Source organism: Halomonas sp. NO4, assembly GCF_010994375.1.
Lineage (GTDB): Bacteria > Pseudomonadota > Gammaproteobacteria > Pseudomonadales > Halomonadaceae > Halomonas.
In genome coordinates, this window is the sequence record NZ_WHMA01000006.1 from 88,728 (window position 1) to 114,287 (window position 25,560).

The following is a 25,560-nucleotide window of genomic DNA, read 5'->3' on the forward strand; positions in this document are numbered from 1 at the left end:
CGCCGCTGATGCTTTGGAGGACACCATGCGCGCCATTGCCACCGTCTGCCTGAGCGGCGATCTGCGAACCAAGCTGGAAGCCATTGCCCGCGCCGGATTCGACGGCGTCGAGATCTTCGAGAACGACCTGCTCTCCTTCGACGGCTCGCCGTCCGAGGTGCGAGCGCTCTGCGATCGCCTGGGGCTGGCCATCGTCGCCTTCCAGCCGTTCCGCGACTTTGAAGCCATGCCCGAGCCCCAACGCAGCCGCAACCTGCAGCGCGCTGAGCGCAAGTTCGACCTGATGGAGGAGCTGGGCACCGACTTTCTGCTGGTGTGCAGCAGCGTCTCTCCCCAGGCCGTGGATGATCTGGACCGCGCCGCCGCCGACCTGCGCGAGCTCGCCGAGCGTGCCGCCGCGCGCGGCCTGCGGGTGGGCTTCGAGGCACTCGCCTGGGGGCGCTACATTGCCGACTACCGCGATGCCTGGGAGGTGGTGCGGCGTGCCGACCATCCGGCGCTGGGAGTGGTGCTCGACAGCTTCCACATCCTGGCGCGGGGCCTTGATCTTTCCGCCATCAGCAAGATTCCCAGGGAGAAGATCGCCTTCGTCCAGGTGGCCGATGCCCCGCTGCTGGAGATGGACCTGCTGCAGTGGAGCCGCCACTTTCGCTGCTTTCCCGGCCAAGGGCGCCTGCCCCTCGAGGCCTTCATGCAGGCGCTGGCGAAAACCGGCTACGACGGCCCGCTGTCGCTGGAGATCTTCAGCGACGCCTTCCGCGCCGCCCCCACCGATGCCACGGCCCTGGATGGCCTGCGCTCGCTGATCTGGCTCGAGAACCTGCTGCCGCAGGGGCCCTGGGCGAGTCCGGTGCCCCCCGCGCCGCGCTACAACGGCATCCACTTTATCGAGTTCACCCTCGACGAGGAGAGTGCTGCGCCGCTGGGCGAGTTCATCGGTGCGCTGGGCTTTCGCCACGTGGGGCGACACCGCTCCAAGAACGTGGAGCTGTGGAAGCAGGGCGATATCCATCTGGTGCTCAACTTCGAAACCGACAGCTTTGCCCACACCTTCCGCCTGCTGCACGGCACCTCGGTGTGTGCCGTGGGCTTTCGTGTGGACGATGTGGAGCGGCTGCTGGGGCGTGCCCGCGCCTTCAAGGCCCAGACCTATCGTGGCCAGGTGGGCGAGGGCGAGATGGAGATCCCCGCCCTGCGTGGCGTGGAGGGCAGCCTGATCTACCTCGTCGACGACGCGGCGGCCGCCGATCGCCAGTGGCGCACCGACTTCGAGCTCTTCGACCAGGAGAGCCGCGACGAGGCGGGGCTGACACGAGTCGACCACCTTTCCTACGTGCTGCCGGCCACCCAACTGCTCGGCTGGCAGCTCTTCCACCGCACCGTGCTCGGCTTCGAGGCCGAAGCCGAGCACGAGATCGTCGACCCCCACGGCATGATGGTCAGCCAGGCGGTCAACAGCCCCGACGGTAGCATCCGCCTGCCGCTCACTGTGTCCCAGGCCCAGGACACCGTGCCGGGGCGTTTCCTCAGCGCCCACCGCGGCGGCGTGCAGCAGATCGCCTTCGCCAGCCGCGACATCTTCGCTACCGTCGACGAATTGCGTGCCCGCGGCCTGCCGCTGTTGAAGATCCCGCAGAACTACTACGACGATCTCGAGGCGCGCTACGACCTCGACAGTGACCTGCTCGAGGGCATGCGCAGCCGCAACATCCTCTACGATCGCTCCGATGACGGCGAATTCTTCCACGCCTACACCGAGACCTTTGCCGGGCGCTTCTTCTTCGAGATCGTCGAGCGGCGCGGCGGTTACCACCGCTTCGGGGAGGCGAACGCCGGCATACGGCTTGCCGCCCAGGCTAGCCATTCGCGCTGAGCATTCCACGATGAACCTTTCACGATGCACAGAGGTACCACCATGCGACTCGGCTTGATCGGCAAGGCCATCATGAACTCCAGTTCCCCCGACCTGCACCGCCGTCTGGGTGAGCTGACCGGCATTCCCGTTACCTACGACCTCTTCGATGCCAACGAGCAGCCCATCGCCTCGCTGGAGAGCCAGGTTCGGCAGGTGATCGCCGACGGCTATCGCGGGGTCAACGTCACCTTCCCCTGGAAGGAGGCCGCGGTGACGCTCGCCGACCGGCCCGCCGAGGGGGCGCGCATGGTGGGGGCCGCCAATACGCTGGTGTTCGAGGCCGGCGGTATCGTCGCCGAGAACACCGACTTCACCGGCTTCATCAGCGGCTACCGCGCCACCCTCGGCGAGCGCGCCCCGGGGCGGGTGCTGCTGATCGGCACCGGCGGCGTGGGCAAGGCGGTGGCCTTCGGCCTGGGCAAGCTGGGTGCCCAAGAGATCATCCTGATGGACCTCGACGCTGCCAAGTCGCGCCAGCTCGTCGGCGAACTGGCCGCCCAGGGCTTTGCCGCCTCCTTTATCACGCCCGATCAGCTCGACGCCACCGTCGCGCGCTGCGACGGGCTGGTCAATTGCACCCCCATCGGTCACGAGAAGAGCCCCGGCTGCCCGCTGCCTAAGGGGCTGATCCAGCCCCATCACTGGATCTTCGATGCGGTCTACGTGCCCGCCGTCACTGAGTTCGTGGCCGCCGCCAGGACCGTTGGCGCCAGCGTGATGAGCGGCGTGAGCCTGTTCGTCTTCCAGGGTGTCGACGCCTTCAAGCTGTTCTGCGAGGATGAAGCCCGGCGCGCCGCCGCCGACGAACAGGCGATGACCCTGTTCGCCCACTACCGGCGCGAACTGCTCAAGGAGAACGACGCATGAGCCAGGGCAAGGTGCTGGTGCTGCACGGCCCCAACCTCAACCTGCTGGGCACCCGCCAGCCAGAGATCTACGGCCGAGAAACCCTCGACGACGTCAACAACGCCCTGCACCAGCGGGCGCTACTTGCTGGCTGGGACATCCACTGTTTCCAGAGCAACCACGAGGGAGCGCTGATCGACGCCATCCACGCCGCCCGGCTGGACGGCACCCTGGCGATCATCATCAACCCGGCGGCCTACACTCACACCTCGGTAGCGATCCTCGATGCCCTGAACGCCTTCGAGGGCAAGGTGTACGAGGTGCACCTCTCCAACGTGCACCGGCGGGAAGCCTTCCGCCACCACTCCTACGTTTCGCTGCGCGCCGACGGCGTGATCGCCGGCCTGGGCACTCAGGGCTACCAGGCCGCGCTGGAGGCCGTTTTCGCCGCCGCGCCCCCCTGACGGCTCCACCGCTTGACCTCTCCGACCCGCCATCTGGCGGGTTTTTTGCGATCCAGATGGCCGGCGCCCCCTGACAGAAACCGAGGCTTGGCTCCCCCTTCTTGGCACACCTGCCGCGCGAGGTGTGAGCATCCCATCCGAGCCGGCATGGCGCGGATGCCGCCCAGGCGAGTCAAGGCGACCGGACTCACGTTGCCCCAGTCGACGACTTGCCAAGTATGTACCACTCTTGCAGTCAGGAAGGCAGGTGGCGCTCGAGCGACCTCGAGCGTAGCCCGCAGCAAAAAACATGACCATCGCAAAACAAGGAGCCGTCCATGAACCTTACTGCAGCCAAGCCGCTACTCCTGGGTACCGCTTTCTGTCTGGGAGTCAGTGCGTTCGCCCAGGCCGATACCATTCGCTTCGCGCACGTGGATCCCGACGACTGGCAGACCTCCAAGAAGGGGGCCGCCGCCCAGATGTTCAAGCACATCGTCGAGGGTGAGACCGAACATACGGTGGATATCTACCCGGCGGCCTCGCTGGGCGACGAGGACGAACTGGTCCAGCAGGCCATGGACGGTACCACCCAGGTAGTGATGGTCTCGGGCGCCATGTCCTCGGTCTGCCCGGCCGCCGGGGTGCTGGACATCCCCTACATGTTCGAGTCGCCGCTGGTGGCCTGGGAGGTGCTTGACGGCGACTTCGGCGACCAGCTCGCCGAGCACTGCCGGGCGCAGACCGGCCTGCGCACCCTCGGATATGGCGAGACCGGCGTGCGCCACTTCACCAACAGTGTGCGCGAGATCCGCACCCCGGCCGACATGGAGGGCCTGAAATTTCGTGTTCAGGACATTCCCCTCTACGTAGAGATGGTCGAGGGGCTGGGAGGCGAGCCGACCCCCATTGCCTGGTCGGAGCTACCGACGGCGCTCTCCACCGGGGTCGTGGATGGTCAGGAGAACCCGGTTGGCACCATCTACAACAACAACCTGCATGAGCTGCAGGAGTACATGACCCTCGACGGCCACATCTACGCCGCCGATTTTCTGGTGATCAACGATACCTACTTCAATAGCCTCTCCGAGGCGGACCAGGCGGTGCTGCGCCGTGCCGGTGTCATTGCCGGGGCCATGGGGCGCTCCATCCAGCAGTTCACCACGGCACAAGGCCTCAAGGCCGTTCAGGATGAGGGCATGCAGGTTTACCGCCCGTCGCCGGATGAGCTCGAGCAGTTCCGCGAGCAGGCCCAGCCGCCGGTCATCGACTGGCTGACCGAGGACCTGGGTGACGAGGCGGAGTGGATCGAGCGCCTCCAGGAGGCCGTGGCCGCGGCCACCGAGTAAGTGCCCGCCGTGCCGGCACGCCGCCGGCACGGTGCCTGTGACTCGCCAGAAGGAGCGACGCGCATGACGCTTCTGTTGCGGACTGTGCCGCGCCTGGCCGCGGGCGTCTTCGCCTTCGGTGCCGGGCTCACCATGGCCTTGATCTTCTTGATCGTCTTCTTTAATGCCTTGGGTCGATATGTCTTTGGCACCTCCCTTGCCTGGGGCGATCAGGTGCCGGTCTTCCTGGGCATCTACGGCGTCATGTTCGGCATGGCGCTGGCCTACCTGCAGGATCGCCACGTGCGCCTGGGGGTGCTGGTCGACCTGCTGCCGTCCCGGCTGCGGGAGTGGCTTTTCTTCGTGGTCGACCTGGCCATGATCGCGATCGGTCTGCTGTTGGCCTGGTCGGCCTATCTGTTCATGGCCAGCCGCGGCGGCATGCGCATCTCCGGGCTCAACAGTACGGTGCGGAGCCTGCGCGAGGCCACCGGTCTGGAGATCGTCAATGTGCTGGCCACCATGGCGCCCTATCAGTTTGCGCTCGTGCTGGGGGGTGTCATGCTCTCGCTGGCGGCGCTGCTGAAGGCCATCGAGCGGTTCAGCGAACTGCGTGCATCGACTAGCGAGGGAACCTAGATGGTCTATCTGATCCTGCTGGTTAGCCTAGCCATCGGCATGCCGGTGGCCTTCGCCATCATCGCCTCGCTGTTCTATTTCATGGCCGTGGGCGAGTTCCCCTATCGGCTCGCCATTGTCCCCACGGAGATGTTCTCGGGGATCAACTCCTTTGCCCTGCTCGCCATCCCGCTGTTCATCCTGGCCGGGGAGTTGATGAACGAGAGCGGTATCACCGTGCGCATTATCGCCTTTTCCAAGGTCCTGGTAGGCCGGCTCAAGGGCGGTCTGGCCCACGTCAACATCTGGGCCTCGGTGATCTTTGCCGGTCTCTCCGGCTCGGCCGTGGCCGATACCTCGGCGCTGGGTCGGGTGTTCATTCCCGAAATGGAGAAGGAGGGCTATCCGCGGGACTTCGCCGCGGCACTCACCGCCGCCTCTTCGGTGATCGGGCCGATCATCCCACCGAGCATCCCGGTGATCATCTACGCGCTGATCGTCAGCGGCGTCTCGGTGCCGGCGCTGTTTCTGGCCGGCATCGTGCCCGGCCTGCTGCTGGCCCTCTTCCTCTCCGGCTATGTGATGATCTTTGCCAGCCGGTACGAGAAAGGTGGCGCGGCGCTGCCCAAGGAGGAGAAGCGCACGGTGCTCATCGACGGCATCATCCCGCTGCTGATGCCGGTGTTCGTGGTTGGCTCCATCTTGCTGGGCATCGTCACTCCCACCGAGGCGGCGGCCTTTGCCGTGGCCTATGCGCTCTTCGTGGGCATGGTGCTGTTTCGCAATATCGGTTGGCGCGACCTGCCGGGTATCTTCTCGCGCACCATGGTCGACAGCGCGGTGATTCTGGTGATCATCGCCGCGGTGTCCGCGGCCAACTGGCTGCTCACCTTCAACCGTGTGCCCAACATGCTCACCGATATGGCGCTGGTGTATATCACCGCGGAGTGGACCTTCCTGCTGGCGGTGATCGTGCTGTTCCTGGTCGCGGGGCTCTTCCTGGAGGGCATTGCCGCCATGCTGGTCCTGGTGCCGATCCTGCACCCCATCGCGGTGGGCATGGGGGTGGACCCCGTTCACTTCGGCATCATCGTCATCTTCAACCTGATGATCGGCCTGATCACCCCACCCATGGGGCTGTGCCTGTTCGTGGCGGACTCCGTGGCCAACGTTGGGATGGCCAAGCTGTCGCGGCGTATCCTGCCACTGTTCCTAGTCGAGTTTCTGGTGCTGTTGATCATCACCTTCGTGCCGGTCACCGTCACTGGCTTGCCCAGACTGCTGGGATATTGACGTTCAGCCCCGCCGGGTGGCGAGGAAGATGCCGGCGCCGACAATCAGCACGGCGCCCAGGTAGGTGTCGAGTTCCGGTACGTCGCCGAATACCAGGTAGCCGGAGGCCGACGCCCAGATGATCTGCAGATAGAGGAAGGGCGAGACCAGCGAGGCGGGGGCGCAGCGCATGGCCATGATCAACGCCATCTGGCTGGCGGCACCGAGCAACCCCACGCCGAGGAAGAGCGGAGCGTCAGCGGCGGCGATGGGCGTCCAGAACAGCGGCACCACTGCGCTGGAAACCAGTGCGCCGGCCAGGCCGGCGTAGAACAGCGAGGTGAGCGGGTGGTCGTGGCGGCCGAAGCGCCGGGTGGTGAGCTGATAGAGAGCGAAGCACAGCGCCATGCCGAAGGGCAGCAGGGCGGCCGGCTGGGCGCGCCAGTCCACCGGGCCCACGGCGATCATCACCCCGACAAAGCCGGTGGCGACGGCCAGGCCGCGTGGGAGGCTCACCCTCTCCTTGAGTAGCGGGATGGCCAGCAGGGTGACCAGCAGCGGCGAGCTGAAATTGACCACATAGACCTGCAGGATCGGCAGTTCGCGCAGTGCCAGGTAGGCGAAGGTGCTGGCGCCGAACAGCAGCAGGCCACGCAGCCCCTGGCCAATCAGCGACTCCGTGTGCATCAGTTCGCGGCAGCGGGCCAACCCCAGCCAGGCGAGATACCCGGCGAGCACCAGCATGTGCCCCGCGTAGCGCGCCCATACCACCTGAACCGGCGAGTAGCTCTGGCCGAGCCACTTGACGCCGGTGTCGAGCATCACGAACAGCAGGCCGGCGGCGAGCATGAAGGCGATGCCGAGCAGCGGGCGGTCGGCGGGCAGTGCGGGAACCAGCGGTGGCGAGGTGCTCATGGGGCTCCGGGGGATGTGGATGGGGGGCTTGATGATAGCTGGCTAATTGATAGAGCGAGAAGGCAGGCATCGCCGGAGTGTTCAGCGACCGATCACCCGGCGGGCTTTCTCCAGCGCCAGGGTGGCGCGCTCGAGGGCACTGACCCCCTGTTGGCGCAGGGCATCGGTGGGGATCTCCAGGCTCAGGGGCACGCTGGGCGGGATCGCCGCCAGCAGGCCCTGGAGGTCGGCCGCGCCGTCACCCGGGAAGCGCCGCTCGCTGCGCGCCTCGCGCAGGATCTCGTCCATGCTCTCCGGGATCGGGCCCGGGACGTCGCACAGCTGCGCATAGCGCAGCCAGTCGGCGGGCACCTGGGCCAGCGTCTCGAGGCGGCTGCGGGAGCGGTCGAAGTGGAAGGCGTCGACCAGCAGGCAGGCGTTGTCGTGCCCGGTGTCGCGCGCCGCAGCGACGATGTGGCGCGCCTCCGCGAGGTTCTTCACCCCGGTCCAGGGCATGAACTCCAGGTGGGGGTGGAGTCCGTAGGGGCGGGCCAGCTCGCACAGGGCAGCGAAGTTGTCGATGGTGCGGGTCTGGTCGTCGTCGTTGCCCGCCACCAGGATTTCGCTGGCGCCGAGCGCCGCGCCCACTTCCATGACGGCGGCGAAGTCCGCCTTCACACGGGTCTCGGGCTTGAGCCGCAGGATCTCGATATCGAGTACCTGGAGGCCGGTGTCGCGAAGGCGCCGGCAGGTCTCGCGCAGCAGGCCGCTGTCGGTCATCAGCGGGAAGCTGGGTTCGCCGGCGGTGGCCGGGACCGGGCGCAGGCCGACGGCGTCATAGCCGGCGCGAGCCGCGGTCTCCACCATCTCGGGCGGGGAGAGTTCGAGCACCGTCAGGGCGGCGAGGGAGAAGCGGCGTTCACTCATGGGCGGCAGGCTCGCGTGTCGTGTCGGCATCGGTCAGCGGTTGGCCGGCGGCGTGCCGGCCGGCGAGGTAGCCGAAGGTCATGGCCGGGCCGAGGTTGATGCCGCCGGCCGGGTAGTAGCCGCCCATGATGCTGGCCATGTCGGTGCCGGCGGCGTAGAGGCCGGCGATCGGCTCCCCACCCGCGTCGAGCACTTGGGCGTGTTCGTTGGTCTTGAGGCCGGCGAAGGTGCCGAAGCAGCCGGGCACCACCTTGACGGCGTAGAAGGGGCCGCGGTCGAGGGGCGCCACGCAGGGATTGGGGCGGTGGGCCGGATCGCCCTGCTTGCGGTTGTAGAGGGTGGAGCCGCGGCCGAACTCGGGGTCCTCGCCGTGGCGAGCGTGCGCGTTGTAGGCGGCAACGGTGCGCTCGAGGCCCGCCGCGTCGATGCCGCAGGCCTCGGCCAGCTCCCGCAGTGTCCGACCGCTCTTGAGGTAGCCCTTGCGGATCCAGTGCTTGAAGGGCACCGGCGCCGGACGGGTGATGCCCAGACCGTAGCGGCGCTGGAAGCGGTGGGTGCAGACCAGCCAGGAGCACACCTCCTCGCCCTCCGGTACGGCCTTGACCATGGCGTCCACGTAGTCGTAGTAGCCGTGGGCCTCGTTGACGAAGCGCTGGCCGCTTCGCAGCACACCGATCAGGCCAGGCTTGCCGCGGTCGATGATGTGCGGAAAGTGGCCGACATGACCGTCCTGGTAGGGGACCACCGAGACCGGGGCCCAGGCCACCGGCGAGTAGAGCGTGGTGTCGACCACCCCGCCCACTGCCTCGCCCAGGCGCAGGCCGTCGCCGCTCGCCGCGGGGGGCGGCAGCGGCCAGTGCTCCTGACCGGTGGGCGTGCGCGGGAAGAGCTCGCGTCGCCGCGCAACGTCCCAGGGAAAGCCACCGGCGGCGAGCACCACGCCGCGACGCGCGGTCAGGGTCATCTCGCCCTCGGGCGTGTCGACCACCACGCCGCTGACCCGCTCGCCCTCCCGGATGAGGCGTTGCGCCGGCGAGGACACCCAGGTCTCGACGCCCAGTGCATCGGCGGAGTGGACCAGCCGGCCGATCAGCGCCACCCCGTTGACCAGCTGCATGGCGCGGCCGTGGCGCGCCAGGTCAAGGAGGTGGCGGCTGAAGCGCTTGGCGACATGCCAGGCGGACTTGAGCGAGCGGGTCACGGTCAGGAAGGCCATGAGGTCCGGTCCGGCCTGGATTGGCATGCCCAGAAAGGCGGTCTCCGGCATGGTCTTGCGCAGCTTCGTGAGGGTGGTGGGGTCGAGCGCGCGGGCATCGAAGGGCGCGGCGATCACCGAACGCCCGCCGGTGCCGGCACCGGGGGTGTCGCCGTGGATGTCGGGGATGGCGTTGCCGTCGGCGAACTGCAGGGCAGTCCTGTCGTGGAAGAACGCGACCATCGCCGGGGCGCCGGCGAGGAAGGCGTCGATCTTCTGGGGATCGTAGCGCTCGCCCAGCTCGTGGCGCAGGTAGGTGCGCACCGTCTCCGCGTCTTCCTGGATGCCGGCGGCGCGGGCCAGGGGGTTGAGCGGTGTCCACATCCAGCCGCCGGACCAGGCGGTGGCGCCGCCCAGCACCGGCTCTTTCTCCACCACCGCCACCGACAGGCCGTGGTAGGCGGCGGTGACAGCGGCGGAGAGCCCGGCGGCGCCGGAGCCTACCACCACCAAGTCGTAGTCGTGCCCTGTCTCGCCCATGGGTGCCTCTCCGGAATGGTGTTCCGGAGTAATCTAGAACAATGTTCCATTTTTGGCAACCGATGATCGTTGCCGGACCCGACTGGGTTCAGGGGGCGGGCAACAGACCCGCGTAGGTCATCAGCCCGATGGTTACGCTGATGGTCACGAAGGAGGCCAGGGTGGCGACCATCAGGGCGGCGGCACCCACGCCACCCATGGCGTAGCGCTGGCCGAACAGCGGGTAGACGCTGATCATGGGCGCACAGGCGAACAGCAGGGCGCCGGTGAGCAGGAAGGGGTCCATCTCCGGCATGAGCAGAAAGGCGCCGACGATGGCGAGAGGGTGGAGAATCAGCTTGCCGACGACGATCTGGCCGACATCACCGAGCATGCCCTTGACCTGCAGCCGGAACAGCGAGGCGCCGATAACGAAGAGCGCTGCCGGGCCGGCGGCGTTGGCGAGCATGTCGATGGATCGGGCGAGTGGCCCCGGCAGGGTGAGACCTGAGGCCGCGAGCAGCACACCGACCAGCAGCCCGATGAGAATGGGGTTGCGGATCAGGCGCCGTCCGGTCTGGCGGACGGTCTCGGCGAGCCCGGCGCCACTCTGGTTGCCCAGCTCGGCAAGGATCAGGGCAGCGGGAATGATCAGCAGGTTCTCGATCAACATGTTGAGCGCCAGGAACACGGCGGCCGGCGAGCCCAGCACCATGGCGGCCACCGGGTAGCCGATGAAGCCGCTGTTGGCGGCGGACATGCCCAGCGCCTGGATGGCGCCGTTGCCCAGCGGCTGGCGTTGCCAGACCAGGGTCAGAAGCAGTCCCAGGCCGAAGACGACCAGCGAGCCCAGGCCGTAGGCGAGCAGGTACTGGGGATTGAAGACCTCCTCCAGGGGGTTCTGGGTCAGGGCCCGGATCACCAGCGCCGGCAGGGCGCAGTACATGACGAAGGTGCCCACTCCCTGCACCTGCTCGCGGGTGATGATGCGCCCGGCGATGGCCAGGTAGCCGACGGCGATGAGCAGGAAGATGGGGGTGGTGATGGCGAGAATCTCGAGCACGGCAGGCTCCTTGCCGGAAAGGTCCCGGAGTGTGGTGCCCCGGGGCCGGGTCTCGGGTAGCGGCAGCGCCCGGGGTCAGGAAAAGAGTTGCGACGAGGCGCTGGCCTGGGACAGCTCTTCCGCGGCGGTCAGTAGCGGCGGGGCCAGGGCGGGGATGCGCTCGGCGTCGAGGCGTACGCCGGGGCCGGCGATACTCAGCACGCCGATGGGGTGGCCATCCTGGGGATCACGCACCAGGGCGGCCATGGCGGCGGTGCCCGGCCCCATGCTGTCGCTGACCCAGGCGTAGCCGCGGGCGCGAGTACGCTGCAGGTGGTCGAGCAGTTCCGCCTTGCTGCGTGGTGCCTGGGGGCCGAGCGGGTGGTCCGTCTCCAGGCCCTGGGCCTCCACTAGCGCTAGCGCCGCGTCGTCGTCGAGTCCGGCGAGCCAGGCGTGGCCGCTGGCGGTGCAGAAGAGTGGCGCCTCCTTGCCCATGTCCGGGTCGTACCGCAGGCCGCTGCGCGCCCCCTGGGCCTTGGCGATCCAGGTCAGGCGCTGCCCCTCGATCACCGAGAGGCGCACCAGCTCGCCGCTGGTCTCGGCCAGGCGGTCGAGGATCGGCTGGATGACGTCGCTTGCCCCGGTGCTCGCCAGGTAGCGGAAGCCCAGGGCCATCAGGCGCGTGGTCAGCTGGTAGTGCTGGGTGCGCGGGTCCTGACGCACGTGGCCGAGGCGGATCAGCTCGTTGCAGATGCGGTGGGCTGCACTCTTGGGAATCCCCAGGCGATCGGCGATGACCAGCAGGGGCAGGCCTTCGGCATCTTCCGAGAGCGCTTCGAGCACGCCCAGGGTGCGTTCGATCAGGCTTCCCGCCATGGTGACTGTCCGTTGGTTGTGAAAAATGAAATTCTAGAATGATGTTTCGAAAAATGCACGCCGTCAGCTGACGTGGGTGCGGATCTGCCGTGCCTTGGCCTGCAGCAGCGGCAGGTAGTCGCGCATCAGGGTGTCGTAGTCGACGCGAGCGGCGTTAGTGCTGATGTTGATGGCGCCGAGCAGCTTGCCGTGGGCATCGAAGGCGGGTACGGCGATGGAGCGCAGGCCGGAGTCGAGCTCCTGGTCGGCGATGGCGTAGCCCTGCTGGCGCACCTTGCGGAGGCACTGGCGCAGCTCGGCCTTGTCGGTGATCGTCTTCTCCGTGTAGCGCTCGAGGGTGACCCGCTCGAGGAAGGCATCGAGCTCGCTGTCGTCGAGCTGGGCGAGCAGCACCCGCCCCATGGAGGTGTGCGCGGCGGGCAGGCGGGTGCCTACCGAGAGAGTGATGGCCATCAGCCGGTGGCGGGAGGCGGAGCGGGCAACGTAGATCACCGCGTCGCCGTCGAGCACGCCCAGCGACGAGGATTCGCCACACTCGGCGGTAATCTCCTCGAGCACCTGCTGGATGACGCTGCGGTAGTTGTTGGCCGAGAGGAAGGCGTAGCCGAGCTGCAGCACCTTGGGGGCCAGCTCGAAGCTGCGCCCCTGCTTGCGCACGTACCCCAGTGCATGCAGGGTGAGCAGAAAGCGCCGCGCCCGCGCGCGGTTCATGCCGGTGCGGCTGGCGACTTCGCTGAGCGTCATGCGGGGATGGGCCTGGTCGAAGGCCAGGATCACCTCGAGGCCGCTGGCCAGCGCCGTGACGAAGTCGCGGTCGTCCGGGCTCAGGATATCCTCCTGCACGGCAGTCTCCATGGTCGGTCGTCCTCGGTCGAGTTGCCCAAAAGTTGGCCTACAATCTAGCATAGTGTTCGAAATACGAACACTTGTACGACCATAGATTGAGAGCCTGTTTCCCGCCCTTCCACCGGAGTCCTTGCCATGTCCGCCGCGCTGCTGCAGCACCCCTTCATGAGCCCCGATGGCCTGGCCGCCACCCAGGCCGAGGCGCTCGTCGAGGCCATGCTGGCCTTCGAGCTGGCCCTCGCCGAGGTGCAAGAAGCCCGCGGCGCCGTGCCCGAAGGGGCCAGCCAACGGATGCGCGAGTTGCTGGCGCCTCACCCTTTCGACGTCGGGGGCATCGCCGCCGGTATCGCCAGTGGCGGCAACGCGGCCATCCCCTTCGTCAAGCAGGGGCGTGCCGCCTTGCCGGACGCGCTCAAGCGCTACTGGCACCAGGGGGCTACCAGCCAGGACGTGGTCGACAGCGCCCTGATGCTGCTGCTCAAGCCGCGGTTCGCGGCGATCGATGCCCTTCTCGCGCGCTGCCGCACGGCGGCAATCCCGCTGATGCAGCAGCACGCTGCCACGCCCATGGTGGGGCGCACCCTGATGCAGCAGGCGCTGCCCCTCGCCTTCGGCGTCAAGGTTGCCCACTGGGCGCTGGGGCTGGAGCAGGCGCGACGTCGGCTGGCCGCGGTCGAACTCCCGGTGCAGTTCGGCGGCGCCGTGGGGGTGCACTCCGGCTGGGCCGACCAGGGGCTCGAGTTCATGGACGGCCTGGCCGAGCGGCTGGGGCTCGCCGTGCCGGTGCTGCCCTGGCACACCGAGCGCCAGCCGATCCATGCCCTGGCCACCGCCCTGGACGCCGTGGCCGGCGCCGCCGAGAAGCTGGCACTGGACGTCGCCCTGCTCACCCAGACCGAGCTCGGCGAGGTGGCCGAGCCGGCCGGCGAGGGGATGGGCGAATCCTCCTCCATGCCCCACAAGCGCAACCCGGTGCGCTGTGCGCTGATCCGCGGCGCCACGCGCCAGGTGCACGGTCATGCCACGGTGATCCTCAATGCTGCGGCCCAGCCGCTGGAGCGTGGCCTGGGCGAGTGGCACGCCGAGTGGGCGCCGCTCGTCGACGCTGCCCTGCTGGTGGAAGGCGCTCTGGAACAGGCGGCGATACTGCTCGAGGGACTCGAGGTGCATCCCGAGGCGATGGTGCGCAATCTGGCGGCCACCGGTGGCGGCATCATGGCCGAACCGGCCTCGAAGCTGCTGACACCCGTGCTGGGCCAGGAGGCCGCCAAGCGCATCAGCGCCGAGGCCGCCGAGGCGGCGCGTGAGTCCGGCCGCCCCTACGCGGAGGTGTTGGGCGCCCATCCCGAGGTGGCGGGCCGGCTCGAGCCCGAGACCTTGGCCCAGGCCACGGACCCCGCTTTATACCTTGGTAGCAGCCAGCGTCAGGTCCAGCGTGCCATCGCCTGGCTGGAAGAGACGTAATGCACTGATAAAAAAGCGATTCGTCGAATTTCAAGGGGGAAGGTTAGACCTTCCCCCTTTTTCGTTTCCGGGCCGTGACGTTTGACGCTTCCCGCTTTGGGGATTAATTTGTTCGTATCACAAACCTATGTTCGTAAAACGAACAAATTTGCGAGCCGGTCGGTCTACTGCCGCTGGCTCCCGGCGAATCAGCGAGAGGCAACTACTATGGCCGAGATTCTCAGCCTGCATGACGCCGTGGCGCGCTACGTGGAGGACGGCGCCACCGTGGCCATGGAGGGCTTCACCCATCTCATCCCCTTCGCCGCGGGTCACGAGGTCATCCGCCAGGGCAAGCGCGATCTCACCCTGATCCGCATGACGCCCGACCTGATCTACGACCAGCTGATCGGTGCCGGCTGCGCCAAGAAGGTGATCTTCTCCTGGGGCGGCAACCCCGGCGTGGGCTCGCTGCATCGGCTGCGCGATGCCGTGGAGAAGGGCTGGCCGCGCCGGATCGAGATCCTCGAGCACAGCCACGCCGCCATGGCCTGCGCCTTCGAGGCGGGGGCGGCGGGCCTGCCAATGGCCGTGCTGCGCGGCTACGTGGGGAGCGACCTGCCCAAGGTCAACGACCAGATCAAGTTCATCGAGTGCCCCTTCACCGGCGAGCGCCTGGCGGCGGTTCCCTCCATCCGCCCCGACGTAGCCATCGTCCATGCCCAGAAGGCCGACCGGCACGGCAACGTCCTGGTGGAAGGCATCATCGGCGTGCAGAAGGAGGCGGTGCTCGCCGCCAAGCACAGCATCGTCACCGTCGAGGAGATCGTCGATGACCTCGATGTCGAGCCCAACGCCTGCGTGATCCCCGGCTGGGCGGTCAGCGCCATCGCCGTGGCCGAGCAGGGCTCGCTGCCCTCCTACGCCCACGGCTACTACGATCGCAACAACCGCTTCTACAAGGAGTGGGACGCCATCGCCCGCGACCGCGACGCCTTCACCCGGTGGCTCGACGACAACGTCTACAACGCCGGAGGAGCGACCCAATGAGCCTCGACTACACCGCCTCGGAGATGATGACCGTCACCGCCGCCCGGGCGCTGGAGAACGGCATGACCTGCTTCGTCGGCATCGGTCTGCCCAGTGAGGCGGCCAACCTGGCGCGCCTGACCCACGCCCCCGACGTGGTGCTGATCTACGAGTCCGGCACCCTGCAGACCAAGCCCGAGGTGCTGCCGCTCTCCATCGGCGACGGCGAGCTGTGCGAGTCGGCGCTGACCACCGTCTCGGTGCCGGAGATGTTCCGCTACTGGCTGCAGGGCGGCCACGTCAGCGTGGGCTTTCTGGGTACCGCCCAGATCGACCGCTACGCCAATCTCAACACCACCCTGATCGGCGACTACCATGATCCCAAGGTGCGTCTGCCGGGCGGGGGTGGTGCGCCCGAAATTGCGACGAATGCGGGTGAGGTCTTTATCACCCTCAAGCACTCCAAGCGCACCTTCGTGAAGGACGTGGACTTCGTCACCACCCTGGGCTTCGGCCGCGACGGCAAGGGGCGCGACGGCGTACCCAACATCGGCCGCGGGCCGACCCGGGTGATCACCGACCTCTGCGTGCTCAAGCCCGACCCCGAGACCAAGGAGCTCACCGTGGTGTCGCTGCACCCCGGCGTGACCCGCGAGGACGTGATCGAGGCGACCGGCTGGGAGATCCGTTTCGCCGAGTCGCTGGAAACCACATCCGAGCCCTCGGTCCGCGAACTCGAGATCCTGCGTGAATTGAAAGCGCGTACCGACCGCAAACACGCCGGGGACGTCTGAGGAGGCCCTATGACCGACGTTTACCTGTGTCATCCGCGGCGCACCGCCGTGGGCCGCTTCGGCGGCACCCTGGCGGCCGTGCGCCCCGACGACTTCGCCGCGACGATCTTCCAGGCCGTGCTCGCCGAGGCGCCGGGGCTCGACCCCGCGGCCATCGACGAGGTAATCATGGGCTGTGCCAATCAGGCCGGCGAGGACAACCGCAACGTGGCGCGCATGTCGGCGCTGCTGGCGGGCCTGCCGACCTCGGTACCGGGCACCACCATGAACCGCCTGTGCGGCTCCGGCATGGACGCCGTGGGCACCGCCTTTCGCGCCATCCGTGCCGGTGAGTTCGAGCTGGCGCTGGCCGGCGGCGTGGAGTCGATGTCCCGCGCGCCCTACGTGCTGGGCAAGGCGGAGAGCGCCTTCTCCCGCGGCCAGGCCATCGAAGACACCACCATCGGCTGGCGCTTCGTCAATCCCTTGATGAAGCAGCAGTACGGTGTCGATTCCATGCCGGAGACCGCCGAGAACGTCGCCGCGCAGCACCGCGTCTCCCGCGAGGACCAGGACGCCTTTGCCCTGCGCTCCCAGCAGAAGGCCGAGCGCGCCCAGAAAGATGGCCGCTTCGCCCAGGAGATCACCGCCATCGAGATCCCGCGGCGCAAGCAGGAGCCGCTGGTCTTCGACCAGGACGAGCACCTGCGCTCGGGCACCACCCTGGAGAAGCTCGCCAAGTTGCCCACCCCCTTCCGCGAGGGCGGCAGCGTTACCGCCGGCAACGCCTCGGGCGTCAACGACGGCGCCGCGGCGATGCTGGTGGCCAGCCAGGCAGCGGTGGAAGCGCACGGCCTTACTCCCATGGCGAGGATCCTCGGCATGGCCACCGCCGGGGTCGAGCCGCGCACCATGGGCATGGGCCCGGTGCCGGCGGTGACCAAGCTGCTCGACCGGTTGGGCGTGTCGCTGGATGAGATCGACGTGATCGAGCTCAACGAGGCCTTTGCTTCCCAGGCGCTGGCCTGTCTGCGCGAGCTGGGCATTGCCGACGACGACCCCAGGGTCAACCCTAACGGCGGCGGCATTGCGCTCGGCCATCCGCTGGGCATGTCCGGGGCCCGCCTGCTGACTACTGCGGCCTTTGAACTGCGCAACAGCGGCAAGCGCTACGCCCTGTGCACCATGTGCGTGGGCGTGGGGCAGGGGATTGCTACGCTGATCGAACGGGTATAGGCAGCCCAGATTTATTGCTACCGCTCAAACGGTACGGAGGCTTTCATGGCATTTCTGACAATCGACGGCCGCAGTGTCGCCTATCGCCTGCTGGGCGCCGAGGCCAACCCGCTGGTGCTGCTGGCTCACCCGCTGGGCATGACCCAGGCGGTTTGGGACGACCTGCTGCCGGCGCTGCTGCCGCGCTATCGCGTGCTGACCTGGGATCTGCCCGGTCACGGCGCCAGCGAAGCCTGGCCGGCGGAGGGCGGCGCCATCACGCCGGCCGCACTCGCCGCCGAGGCGCTGGCCCTGGCCGAGCAGGCCGGCGCGACGCGTTTCCACTTCGTCGGTACCTCCATCGGCGGGGTGGTCGGGCAGCAGCTGATCGCCCAGCACGCCGAGCGGCTGCTCTCGGCCGTGCTGACCAACACCGGTGCGGTGATCGGCACCCCCGAGCTGTGGACGACGCGCGCCGCCCGCACGCGTGACGAGGGTTTGGCGGCGCTCTCCGGCGAGATCGTGCCACGCTGGTTCTCCGCCGAGCGCCTCAAGAGGGAACCGGCGCTGGAGAGCGGCTGGCGCACCCAGATGGCGCGCACCGACGGCGAGAGCTATGCGCGGCTGTGCGAGATGCTCGGCAAGAGCGATTTCCGCGGCTCGCTCAAGGATCCCCTGTCTCGCAACCCGGGCCTGCCTGTGCACCTGCTGGGTGGCAGCGAGGACATGGCCACGCCCCCGGAGACTCTGGAAACGCTCGCCGCCGAGTGCGACGGCGCGCCGCTGGAGATCCTCCAGGGCTTCGCCCACGTGCCCTCGGTGGAGAGCCCCGAGGCCATGGCCAAGCGGCTGCAGTTGTGGCTGGCCGTGGATCGCAGTGCGGTCGGTGAGCAGGGTGTGAGCTATGCGCAAGGTCTCGAGACCCGCAAGCAGGTGCTCGGCGAGGCGCACGTGGCGCGCGCCAGCGAGAACGCCAACAGCCTCGACGCCCCCTTCCAGCAGATGATCACCCGCCTAGCCTGGGGCGAGCTGTGGGGCAACGACGACCTCACCCGTCGCGAGCGCAGCCTGATCACCACCGGCATCCTCGCCGCCCTGGGCCGCGAGGAGCTCGAGCTGCACCTGAAGACCGCTCAGCGCATCGGCCTGACCGAGGCGGAGCTGCGCCAGGTGCTGCTGCACGTGGCGATCTACGGCGGGGTGCCGGCGGCGAATCACGCCTTTGCGCTGGCAAAGCAGCTCGGCTGGGGCACGCCCCTCGAGTGACAGGTGCGGCGGTCGGGGCCTGCCCCGGCCGTTGCCAGGGAGCCGCGCATGCTCAATGCCCGTATCAAGCTGCGTCATCTGCAGGCCTTCCTCGAGGTGGCCCGTCAGCGCAGTTTCGCCCGCGCCGCCGATCGCCTGGCGATCACCCAGCCGGGCATGTCCAAGACGATTCGCGAGCTCGAGGAGATTCTCGAGACGCCGCTCTTCGAGCGCACCTCGCGGGGCGTGGCGCTGACCCAGGCGGGGCTCACCCTGCTGCGTCACGCCGGGCCGGCGCTGCGCGCGCTGGAAGAGGGCATCGGTGCGGTGGGCAGCAGCGAGCCGGGCACCCGCTGGCTGCGCGTGGGTGCGCTCTCCACGGTGGAGAGCCGCCTGCTGCCCGAGGCCATCCGCCGCTTCCAGGCCGGCGGGCCGGCGGGCGTCGGCGTCAATGTGGTCACTGGCCCCAGCGCCTTTCTGCTCTCGCGTCTGCGCCGCGGCGAGCTGGACCTGGTGGTGGGGCGCATGACGGAGGCGCGCGAGATCCGCGACCTCGCCTTCGAGCACCTCTACTACGAGCGGCTGCTGCTGGTGGTGCGCGATGGCCATCCGCTGGCCGGGGTGGACCCCCTGCCCCCCGCGGCGTTGACGGCCCACCCCTGGATCGTGCCGCCGCCCCAGACCACGCTGCGCCAGCAGGTCGACAGCTTCTGCGTGCGCCACGCCCTGACACTTCCCGAGACGCTCCTCGAAACCCTGTCGCTGCCCCTCGGCCAGGCGGTCACCCAGGGCAGCGACGCCATCTGGGTGGCGCCGGAGGAGGCGGTGCGCGCGGCGCTGGATGCGGGGTGGCTGGCGGAGCTGGCCCTCTCCCTGGAGCAGCAGGGCGGCTCGGTGGGGCTGTGCACCAACGCCAGCCTCGAGCCCTCGCTGGCGCTCGACGCCTTCTGCGAGATTCTGCGCGAGGTCACCGCCGGAACCCCGGCCGCGGTGACATAACCCAGCGGTTATGGACCGGCGCCGAGACGTCAATTGGCACCCCTGCGACATTGCGCCACACTCGCCGGACCCCTCAACCCACAACCCCAGAGACGACACGCCATGCAAGATGACAACAAGCGCTTCGTGGAGCGCGACCGCAACTGGCATCCGCCGGCCTACGCGCCGGGCTACAAGACCACCGTGGCGCGTTCGCCGCGCCAGGCGCTGGTCAGCCTGCAGCACCCCACCATCTCCGAGCGCTCCGGCCCGGACTTTCGCCACCTGCGCATGGGCCCCCACGACAACGACCTGCTGCTCAACTTTCGCCAGGACTCGAGCCAGGGCCTGCCGGTGGGCGAGCGCATCATCATGTTCGGCCGTGTGGTTGACCAGTTCGGCAAGCCGGTGCCCCACACCCTGGTGGAGATGTGGCAGGCCAACGCCGGCGGCCGCTACCGCCACAAGAACGACAACTACCTGGCGCCGCTCGACCCCAACTTCGGCGGCGTGGGGCGTTGCCTCACCGACGAGGCGGGCTGGTACCACTTCCGCACCATCAAGCCGGGCCCCTATCCCTGGCCGAACGACATGAACAGCTGGCGCCCCTCGCACATCCACGTTTCGGTGATGGGGCCGTCGATCTCCACGCGCCTGATCACCCAGATGTACTTCGAGGGCGACCCGCTGATCCCGCTGTGCCCCATCGTTCACACCATCAACGACCCGGACGCCGTCGAGACCATGATCGGGCGGCTCGATATGGCCCGCAGCAAGCCCATGGACTGCCTGGCCTACCGCTTCGATCTGGTGGTGCGCGGCGAGCTGCAGACCTATTTTGAAAACCAGTAACGGGGGCAACGAGATGAAACAGCCGAATTCCCAGCCGGCCAGCGAAACGCTGCTGCGCGAGACCGCCTCCCAGACCGCCGGGCCCTACGTGCACATCGGCCTGGCGCTCGCCGCGGCGGGCAACCCGACCCGCGACGAGGAGATCTGGAACGAGATGGCCAAGCCCGGCGCCGAGGGCGAGCCCATCGAGATCGTCGGCACCGTCATCGACGGCAACGGCGACCTGGTGCGCGACGCCTTCCTCGAGGCCTGGCAGGCCGACGCCAACGGCCAGTACCAGCGCGAGTTCGACGTGAAGAAGCCGTTCAACAGCTTCGGGCGCACCGCCACCACCTTCGACTACGGCAGCGAATGGTCGCTCAAGACCGTCAAGCCCGGCCGCGTGCGGGTCGACGGTACCGACGAGGCGCACGGTGTCATCGACGACAAGGACTCCGATCTGGCGAGCGCCCGCAGTGCTCTGCTGATGGCGCCGCATATCAACCTGTCGATCTTCGCCCGGGGCATCAACATCCACCTGCAGACGCGTCTCTACTTCGAGGACGAGGTCGAGGCGAATGCCGAGTGCCCGGTGCTCTCGCGCATCGAATCGCCGGCGCGCCGCCAGACACTGATCGCCAAGCGCGAGGAGGTCGACGGCCAGGTGCGCTACCGCTTCGACATCCGTCTGCAGGGCGAGGGCGAGACGGTGTTCTTCGATTTCTGACGCCGCGTCTCGCTCACTGCGCCCAAGCCGCCAACGCCGCCCTCGGGCGGCGTTCGGCGTTGACGATGACGGCATCGTCACTCACCCCGGGGCACGCCCCGGCAATGCAATGAAAAGAGCCCGCGTATCGTTTCGATACGAAGAGAGGTCATATGTCCACCCCCTGCATCATCTGTGTCGCCATCACCGGCAGCCTGCCGCGCAAGGAAAACAACCCTGCCGTTCCCATCACCATCGAGGAGCAGATCGAGAGCACCCAGGCAGCCTTCGAGGCGGGTGCCACCATCGCCCATTGCCACGTGCGCAATGACGATCAGACCCCATCCTCGGACCCGGAGAAGTTCGCCCGGCTGATGGAGGGCCTGAAGAAGCACTGCCCCGGAATGATCATCCAGCTCTCCACCGGCGGGCGCTCGGGTGCGGGCGAAGCGCGCGGCGGCATGCTCTCCCTCGAGCCCGACATGGCGAGCCTCTCGGTGGGCTCCAACAACTTCCCCAACCGCGTCTACGAGAACCCGCCGCAGCTGGTGGAGTGGCTCGCCGAGGAGATGCTCAAGTACGACATCAAGCCCGAGATCGAGGCGTTCGACCTCTCGCACATCCACCAGGCGGTCAGTCTCTCGAAGCAGGGCAAGCTCAAGGCGCCGCTCTACGTGCAGTTCGTGATGGGCGTCCAGAACGCCATGCCGGCGGACAAGCCGACCTTCGACTTCTATATCGAGACGCTCAAGCGGCTCGCCCCCGAGGCCCAGTGGTGTGGCGCCGGCATCGGCGCCAACCAGCGGCTGCTCAACGAGTGGTCGATCGCCGCCGGCGGCCACACCCGCACCGGCCTCGAGGACAACGTGCGTCTCGACCGCGACACCCTGGCGCCCTCCAACGCAGCCCTGGTCGAGCGCACCGTGGCGCTGTGCGAGCAGTACGAGCGGCCGGTGGCCACCTGGCAGCAGGCGCGCGAGATCCTGGGGCTGAAGGCCGGCTGAGGGGCGAGGCCCGCTCGGGCCAGGCCTCCCCGGCGGACTGCTCCCGCTGACTCTCCGGCTGGCTTGCCGGCGGGCGAGCGTTGCCGTTCGGTGCAGCGTCTCCGCGCTACGGATAGCGCCCGCTGCGGCGGTTCTCCACCAGCACTTCGAGAATGGCGTTGGCGTCCCGCATCAGCGGCGAGGGCGTCTCGCCGCGGCGGCGGCTGCACAGCACCGGCGAGGTGATCGACTTGTCGGCGAGATAGACGTAGACGATGCCGTCGCGCTTGACCCGCATGACCTGCTCGGGCACCAGGGTAATGCCGATCTCCGAGGCGACCAGGCCCAGCGCGGTCTGCAGCTCGTTGGCTTCCTGCACCACCTCGACCTTGAGGCCGTGGCGGCGAAACAGCCCCAGGGTCATGTCGGCGAGGCTGGGGCGCGGCTTGGCGGGAAACAGGATCAGCGGATAGCGAGCCAGCGCCTCCAGGCTGGGCTCGGAGCCTTCCAGCGGGTGGCCGGCGGGCAGGGCGGCCATCAGCGGCTCGTCGAACAGCGCCTCCTGCTCCACGTCCGGGTCGTCGATGCGCAGGCGACCGAAGCCCAGGTCGATGCGCCCCGCCTTGAGCGCCTGGATCTGCTGCACCGTGGTCAACTCGGCCAGGGTCAGCTCGACATTATCCTTTTGTCGTAACTCGCGCACCAACAGCGGCAGCTGGCCGTAGAACACCGACGGCACGAAGCCGATGCCGAACAGCACGCGCTGGCTGCGGGCCATCCGGCGTGTCGCCTCGAGGGTGGCGTCCACCTTCTCCAGTATCTGCAGGGCATGCTGATGGAAGAACTGGCCGGTGGCCGTCAGGCGCAGGCCGCGCGGGCCGCGCGCGAACAGTCCGGATCCCACCTCCTGTTCCAACTGCTTGATCTGCCGGGACAAGGGCGGCTGAGACATGTGCAGTCGCTCGGCCGCGCCGGTGAGGTTGAGCTCCTCGGCAACGACACAGAAGTACCGCAGGTGGCGCAGCTCCATGATACCTCCTGAGTATGGCTGGGCACCTAAACAATATTGGTTCCCTGTTCCGGCGGCAATCACACTGCCACGCAATCACCGCATTGCCGGAATTGGGAGCCGCCATGTCACCCGTGATCGACACCATCGAGACCCTCTTGGTCGACCTGCCGACCATCCGCCCCCACCAGCTCTCCATGACCACCATGGCCTGCCAGACGATGGTCATCGTGCGCCTGCGCGACAGCGACGGCATTGAGGGCCTGGGCGAAGGAACCACCATCGGGGGGCTGGCCTACGGGCCGGAGAGCCCCGAGAGCATCAAGCGCAACATCGACACCTACCTCGCACCGCTGCTGATCGGCCAGCCCGCCGACAACCTCAACGTGCTGCGCGCCCGCCTGGCGCGTCACGCCCGCGGCAACAGCATCGCCAAGTCGGCACTGGAGACCGCGCTGCTGGATGCCCAGGGCAAGCGCCTGGGGCGCAGCGTGGCCGAGCTGCTGGGTGGCGCCCGCCAGACCCACCTGCCGGTGCTCTGGACCCTGGCCAGCGGCGATACCGCCAAGGACATCGACGAGGCCTGCCAGCGCCTGAAGCAGCGCCGCCACGGCGACTTCAAGCTCAAGATCGGCGCCAACCCGGTGGAGGCCGACGTGCGCCACGTGGCGGCGATCAAGGAAGCGCTGGGCGACCGCGCCGGCGTGCGGGTCGACCTCAACCAGGCCTGGAACGAGGCTACTGCCGTGCGCGGCATCGCCGCCCTGCAGGACGCCGGCATCGAGCTGATCGAGCAGCCCATCCCGGCACGCGAGCACGCCGGCCTGATCCGCCTGGCCAACCGCTTCCGGGTGCCGATGCTCGCCGACGAGGCCGTGCAGGATGCCCGCGACGGCCTCGACCTGGCGGTCGGCGGCTTCAGCGGCGCCTTCGCCCTGAAGATCGCCAAGTCCGGCGGTCTGCAGGGCGTGCTGGAGCTGGCCCACCTGGCCCAGACGGCCGGCATCGGCCTCTACGGCGGCACCCTGCTCGAGGGAACCATCGGCACCGCTGCCTCGCTGCACGCCTGGGCGACCCTGCCCGAGCTCGCCTGGGGCACCGAGATGTTCGGCCCGCTGCTGCTCAAGGACGACATCGTCGCCGAGCCGCTCGCCTACCGCGACTTCGGCGTCGCGCTGCCCACGGGGCCCGGGCTCGGCATCGCCTTGGATGAAGACAAGCTCGCTCACTACGCGCGCCGCTGAGCGGCCGAGCCCCGACACCCCAGCAAAGGAGACCCCCATGCTGTTTCAGGTGGAAATGACCGTGAAGTTGCCCCCGGAGATGCCGGCCGAACAGGCCGCCGAGATCAAGGCCCGGGAGAAGGAGTACGCCCAGGAGCTGCAGCGCGCCGGCAAGTGGCGCCACCTGTGGCGGGTCGCCGGCAGCTACGCCAACGTCAGCATCTTCGACGTCGAGGACAACGCCGAGCTGCAGGAGGTCGTCGCGGGCCTGCCGCTCTTTTCCTACATGGCGATCAGCGTCACGCCGCTGTGCCGCCATCCGTCCTCCATCCGCGAGGGCGATTCCTGAGTCACGGATGAAGCACGCCAGTGCCCGTCACCGACGGGCGTGATGACAACAACCGAGGACAACACCATGACCGTGAAGATATTCGATACCCCCGAAGTGCAGGATTTCCTGAACAGCGTCGCCGGCTTTGATCAGACAGGCGGCAACGAGCGCGCCAAGCGGATCATGCATCGCCTGCTCTCCGACCTGTTCAAGCTGATCGACGACTTCGACGTCACCCCCGAGGAGTACTGGTCCACCGTCAGCCTGCTCAACGCCCTGGGCGGCCAGACCCAGTTCGGCCTGCTCTCGCCGGGCCTGGGCTTCGACCACTTCCTCGACATGCGCCAGGACGCCATCGATGCCGAGGCCAAGCGCGTAGGCGGCACCCCGCGCACCATCGAGGGGCCGCTCTACGTGGCCGGCGCCCCGGTCGCCGAGGGCTTTGCACGCATGGACGACGGCCAGGACCCGGACGGCGAGACCATGTGGCTGACCGGCCAGGTGCGCGACGTCGACGGCAACCCCGTCGCCGGTGCCAGGGTGGAGATCTGGCACGCCGACTCCAAGGGCGGCTACTCCTTCTTCGACCCGTCGCAGTCCGACTACAACCTGCGCCGCACCATCGTCACCGATAGCGAGGGCTGCTACACCGCGCGCAGCATCATCCCCTCCGGCTACGGGGTGCCGGAAGGCGCGCCCACCGACCAGGTGCTCAAGGCCCTGGGCCGCCACGGCGAGCGTCCGGCGCACATTCACTACTTCATCTCCGCACCGGGCCACCAGCATCTGACCACCCAGATCAACCTGGCCGGCGACCCCTACACCTTTGATGACTTCGCCTTCGCTACCCGTGAGGAGCTGGTGGTGCCGGCACAGCGCATCGAGGACGCCGACGAGATCGCCCGGCGCGAGCTGGACGGACCCTTCGCCGAGGTGGTGTTCGACGTCGAGCTGGCCCGAACCGACGCACCCGAGCTGCAGGTGCGCCACAAGCGCCCCCGCGCCAAGGATGACGAGCAGGATCAGGCCAGCCAGCTGGCCGGTACCGCTCAGGTCTAATCCGGGACTGTCCC

At 68.2% G+C, this 25,560-nt stretch carries 25 protein-coding genes; 18 read left to right on the forward strand and 7 right to left on the reverse strand.

The features are described from left to right. Positions 1-25 precede the first annotated feature (25 nt). From FEF15_RS06975 to FEF15_RS07000, 6 genes are all read left to right on the forward strand, one after another. Positions 26-1,873, forward strand: coding sequence for a sugar phosphate isomerase/epimerase and 4-hydroxyphenylpyruvate domain-containing protein (locus tag FEF15_RS06975; RefSeq protein WP_163558435.1), 1,848 nt, complete (start codon positions 26-28; stop codon positions 1,871-1,873). A 42-nt stretch (positions 1,874-1,915) separates the two neighbouring features. Continuing rightward, positions 1,916-2,782 (forward strand): shikimate dehydrogenase, encoded by an 867-nt coding sequence (locus FEF15_RS06980; protein ID WP_163558436.1) that lies wholly within the window; start codon positions 1,916-1,918, stop codon positions 2,780-2,782. Next, complete coding sequence (gene aroQ, locus FEF15_RS06985) at positions 2,779-3,225, forward strand: type II 3-dehydroquinate dehydratase (protein WP_163558437.1); 447 nt, start codon at positions 2,779-2,781, stop codon at positions 3,223-3,225. Before FEF15_RS06980 ends, aroQ begins: the two co-directional genes overlap by 4 nt. A gap of 317 nt (positions 3,226-3,542) precedes the next feature. Further along, positions 3,543-4,553 (forward strand): DctP family TRAP transporter solute-binding subunit, encoded by a 1,011-nt coding sequence (locus tag FEF15_RS06990; protein WP_163558438.1) that lies wholly within the window; start codon positions 3,543-3,545, stop codon positions 4,551-4,553. 63 nt (positions 4,554-4,616) lie between these two features. Further along, complete coding sequence (locus tag FEF15_RS06995) at positions 4,617-5,171, forward strand: TRAP transporter small permease subunit (RefSeq protein ID WP_163558439.1); 555 nt, start codon at positions 4,617-4,619, stop codon at positions 5,169-5,171. After that, entirely contained in the window at positions 5,172-6,443 is a 1,272-nt protein-coding gene (locus tag FEF15_RS07000; protein WP_163558440.1) for a TRAP transporter large permease, read from the forward strand. A gap of 3 nt (positions 6,444-6,446) precedes the next feature. Here FEF15_RS07000 and FEF15_RS07005 read toward each other — a convergent pair whose 3' ends face one another. The 6 genes from FEF15_RS07005 to FEF15_RS07030 form a co-directional block, all read right to left on the reverse strand. Next, a complete protein-coding gene (locus tag FEF15_RS07005) occupies positions 6,447-7,337 on the reverse strand; it encodes a DMT family transporter (protein WP_163558441.1) in 891 nt (296 codons plus the stop codon). An 81-nt stretch (positions 7,338-7,418) separates the two neighbouring features. Beyond that, the gene (locus tag FEF15_RS07010; protein WP_163558442.1) at positions 7,419-8,243 is read right to left on the reverse strand and encodes a TIM barrel protein; all 825 of its coding nucleotides are present in this window, start codon (positions 8,241-8,243) and stop codon (positions 7,419-7,421) included. After that, positions 8,236-9,978, reverse strand: a complete 1,743-nt coding sequence (locus FEF15_RS07015) for an FAD-dependent oxidoreductase (RefSeq protein ID WP_163558443.1) — start codon at positions 9,976-9,978, stop codon at positions 8,236-8,238. Before FEF15_RS07015 ends, FEF15_RS07010 begins: the two co-directional genes overlap by 8 nt. Positions 9,979-10,066: 88 nt before the next feature. Then, positions 10,067-11,020: an AEC family transporter gene (locus tag FEF15_RS07020; RefSeq protein ID WP_163558444.1), complete on the reverse strand. Its 954-nt coding sequence runs from the start codon at positions 11,018-11,020 to the stop codon at positions 10,067-10,069. 75 nt (positions 11,021-11,095) lie between these two features. Continuing rightward, complete coding sequence (locus FEF15_RS07025) at positions 11,096-11,875, reverse strand: IclR family transcriptional regulator (protein ID WP_163558445.1); 780 nt, start codon at positions 11,873-11,875, stop codon at positions 11,096-11,098. A 63-nt stretch (positions 11,876-11,938) separates the two neighbouring features. After that, complete coding sequence (locus tag FEF15_RS07030) at positions 11,939-12,730, reverse strand: IclR family transcriptional regulator C-terminal domain-containing protein (RefSeq protein ID WP_240454101.1); 792 nt, start codon at positions 12,728-12,730, stop codon at positions 11,939-11,941. A gap of 126 nt (positions 12,731-12,856) precedes the next feature. Here FEF15_RS07030 and FEF15_RS07035 point away from each other — a divergent pair, with 126 nt between their 5' ends. The 9 genes from FEF15_RS07035 (at position 12,857) to FEF15_RS07075 (ending at position 21,945) form a co-directional block, all read left to right on the forward strand. After that, positions 12,857-14,185 (forward strand): adenylosuccinate lyase family protein, encoded by a 1,329-nt coding sequence (locus FEF15_RS07035; RefSeq protein WP_163558446.1) that lies wholly within the window; start codon positions 12,857-12,859, stop codon positions 14,183-14,185. A 207-nt stretch (positions 14,186-14,392) separates the two neighbouring features. After that, positions 14,393-15,214, forward strand: a complete 822-nt coding sequence (locus tag FEF15_RS07040; protein WP_163558447.1) for a CoA transferase subunit A — start codon at positions 14,393-14,395, stop codon at positions 15,212-15,214. After that, on the forward strand, positions 15,211-15,987 hold the full coding sequence (locus FEF15_RS07045) for a CoA-transferase subunit beta (RefSeq protein WP_163558448.1): 777 nt from the start codon (positions 15,211-15,213) through the stop codon (positions 15,985-15,987). The genes FEF15_RS07040 and FEF15_RS07045 overlap by 4 nt, the downstream gene beginning before the upstream one ends. 9 nt (positions 15,988-15,996) lie before the next feature. Further along, a complete protein-coding gene (pcaF, locus tag FEF15_RS07050) occupies positions 15,997-17,202 on the forward strand; it encodes a 3-oxoadipyl-CoA thiolase (protein ID WP_163558449.1) in 1,206 nt (401 codons plus the stop codon). A gap of 45 nt (positions 17,203-17,247) precedes the next feature. Then, a complete protein-coding gene (locus FEF15_RS07055; RefSeq protein WP_163558450.1) occupies positions 17,248-18,447 on the forward strand; it encodes an alpha/beta fold hydrolase in 1,200 nt (399 codons plus the stop codon). 48 nt (positions 18,448-18,495) lie between these two features. Further along, positions 18,496-19,425, forward strand: a complete 930-nt coding sequence (pcaQ, locus tag FEF15_RS07060) for a pca operon transcription factor PcaQ (protein ID WP_163558451.1) — start codon at positions 18,496-18,498, stop codon at positions 19,423-19,425. A gap of 102 nt (positions 19,426-19,527) precedes the next feature. Next, a complete protein-coding gene (gene pcaH / locus FEF15_RS07065) occupies positions 19,528-20,256 on the forward strand; it encodes a protocatechuate 3,4-dioxygenase subunit beta (protein ID WP_163558452.1) in 729 nt (242 codons plus the stop codon). A 13-nt stretch (positions 20,257-20,269) separates the two neighbouring features. Further along, complete coding sequence (locus tag FEF15_RS07070) at positions 20,270-20,962, forward strand: protocatechuate 3,4-dioxygenase subunit alpha (protein WP_163558453.1); 693 nt, start codon at positions 20,270-20,272, stop codon at positions 20,960-20,962. 152 nt (positions 20,963-21,114) lie between these two features. Next, entirely contained in the window at positions 21,115-21,945 is an 831-nt protein-coding gene (locus tag FEF15_RS07075) for a 3-keto-5-aminohexanoate cleavage protein (protein WP_163558454.1), read from the forward strand. A 106-nt stretch (positions 21,946-22,051) separates the two neighbouring features. On the opposite strand, the gene FEF15_RS07080 is transcribed toward FEF15_RS07075, so the two are convergent. Further along, positions 22,052-22,954, reverse strand: a complete 903-nt coding sequence (locus tag FEF15_RS07080; RefSeq protein WP_163558455.1) for a LysR family transcriptional regulator — start codon at positions 22,952-22,954, stop codon at positions 22,052-22,054. Between the two features lie 104 nt (positions 22,955-23,058). On the opposite strand from FEF15_RS07080, the gene FEF15_RS07085 reads away from it, so the two are divergent. From FEF15_RS07085 to catA, 3 genes are all read left to right on the forward strand, one after another. Further along, the gene (locus FEF15_RS07085) at positions 23,059-24,177 is read left to right on the forward strand and encodes a muconate cycloisomerase family protein (protein ID WP_163558456.1); all 1,119 of its coding nucleotides are present in this window, start codon (positions 23,059-23,061) and stop codon (positions 24,175-24,177) included. Positions 24,178-24,214: 37 nt separating this feature from the next. Beyond that, complete coding sequence (catC, locus tag FEF15_RS07090; protein ID WP_163558457.1) at positions 24,215-24,505, forward strand: muconolactone Delta-isomerase; 291 nt, start codon at positions 24,215-24,217, stop codon at positions 24,503-24,505. A gap of 66 nt (positions 24,506-24,571) precedes the next feature. Next, positions 24,572-25,546, forward strand: coding sequence for a catechol 1,2-dioxygenase (catA, locus tag FEF15_RS07095; RefSeq protein ID WP_163558458.1), 975 nt, complete (start codon positions 24,572-24,574; stop codon positions 25,544-25,546). Positions 25,547-25,560: the final 14 nt, after the last annotated feature.

Bases quoted from the DNA above. Each gene is read 5' to 3' on its own strand.
- FEF15_RS06975 (WP_163558435.1), top strand. From the start codon at position 26: ATGCGCGCCATTGCCACCGTCTGCCTGAGCGGCGATCTGCGAACCAAG.
- FEF15_RS06995 (WP_163558439.1), top strand. From the start codon at position 4,617: ATGACGCTTCTGTTGCGGACTGTGCCGCGCCTGGCCGCGGGCGTCTTC.
- FEF15_RS07075 (WP_163558454.1), top strand. From the start codon at position 21,115: ATGTCCACCCCCTGCATCATCTGTGTCGCCATCACCGGCAGCCTGCCG.
- pcaQ (WP_163558451.1), top strand. From the start codon at position 18,496: ATGCTCAATGCCCGTATCAAGCTGCGTCATCTGCAGGCCTTCCTCGAG.
- FEF15_RS07025 (WP_163558445.1), bottom strand. From the start codon at position 11,875: ATGGCGGGAAGCCTGATCGAACGCACCCTGGGCGTGCTCGAAGCGCTC.
- aroQ (WP_163558437.1), top strand. From the start codon at position 2,779: ATGAGCCAGGGCAAGGTGCTGGTGCTGCACGGCCCCAACCTCAACCTG.
- FEF15_RS07070 (WP_163558453.1), top strand. From the start codon at position 20,270: ATGAAACAGCCGAATTCCCAGCCGGCCAGCGAAACGCTGCTGCGCGAG.
- FEF15_RS07080 (WP_163558455.1), bottom strand. From the start codon at position 22,954: ATGGAGCTGCGCCACCTGCGGTACTTCTGTGTCGTTGCCGAGGAGCTC.
- FEF15_RS07030 (WP_240454101.1), bottom strand. From the start codon at position 12,730: ATGGAGACTGCCGTGCAGGAGGATATCCTGAGCCCGGACGACCGCGAC.
- catA (WP_163558458.1), top strand. From the start codon at position 24,572: ATGACCGTGAAGATATTCGATACCCCCGAAGTGCAGGATTTCCTGAAC.
- FEF15_RS06980 (WP_163558436.1), top strand. From the start codon at position 1,916: ATGCGACTCGGCTTGATCGGCAAGGCCATCATGAACTCCAGTTCCCCC.
- pcaH (WP_163558452.1), top strand. From the start codon at position 19,528: ATGCAAGATGACAACAAGCGCTTCGTGGAGCGCGACCGCAACTGGCAT.
- FEF15_RS06990 (WP_163558438.1), top strand. From the start codon at position 3,543: ATGAACCTTACTGCAGCCAAGCCGCTACTCCTGGGTACCGCTTTCTGT.
- FEF15_RS07045 (WP_163558448.1), top strand. From the start codon at position 15,211: ATGAGCCTCGACTACACCGCCTCGGAGATGATGACCGTCACCGCCGCC.
- FEF15_RS07010 (WP_163558442.1), bottom strand. From the start codon at position 8,243: ATGAGTGAACGCCGCTTCTCCCTCGCCGCCCTGACGGTGCTCGAACTC.
- FEF15_RS07055 (WP_163558450.1), top strand. From the start codon at position 17,248: ATGGCATTTCTGACAATCGACGGCCGCAGTGTCGCCTATCGCCTGCTG.
- FEF15_RS07035 (WP_163558446.1), top strand. From the start codon at position 12,857: ATGTCCGCCGCGCTGCTGCAGCACCCCTTCATGAGCCCCGATGGCCTG.
- FEF15_RS07040 (WP_163558447.1), top strand. From the start codon at position 14,393: ATGGCCGAGATTCTCAGCCTGCATGACGCCGTGGCGCGCTACGTGGAG.
- pcaF (WP_163558449.1), top strand. From the start codon at position 15,997: ATGACCGACGTTTACCTGTGTCATCCGCGGCGCACCGCCGTGGGCCGC.
- FEF15_RS07085 (WP_163558456.1), top strand. From the start codon at position 23,059: ATGTCACCCGTGATCGACACCATCGAGACCCTCTTGGTCGACCTGCCG.
- FEF15_RS07015 (WP_163558443.1), bottom strand. From the start codon at position 9,978: ATGGGCGAGACAGGGCACGACTACGACTTGGTGGTGGTAGGCTCCGGC.
- FEF15_RS07005 (WP_163558441.1), bottom strand. From the start codon at position 7,337: ATGAGCACCTCGCCACCGCTGGTTCCCGCACTGCCCGCCGACCGCCCG.
- FEF15_RS07000 (WP_163558440.1), top strand. From the start codon at position 5,172: ATGGTCTATCTGATCCTGCTGGTTAGCCTAGCCATCGGCATGCCGGTG.
- catC (WP_163558457.1), top strand. From the start codon at position 24,215: ATGCTGTTTCAGGTGGAAATGACCGTGAAGTTGCCCCCGGAGATGCCG.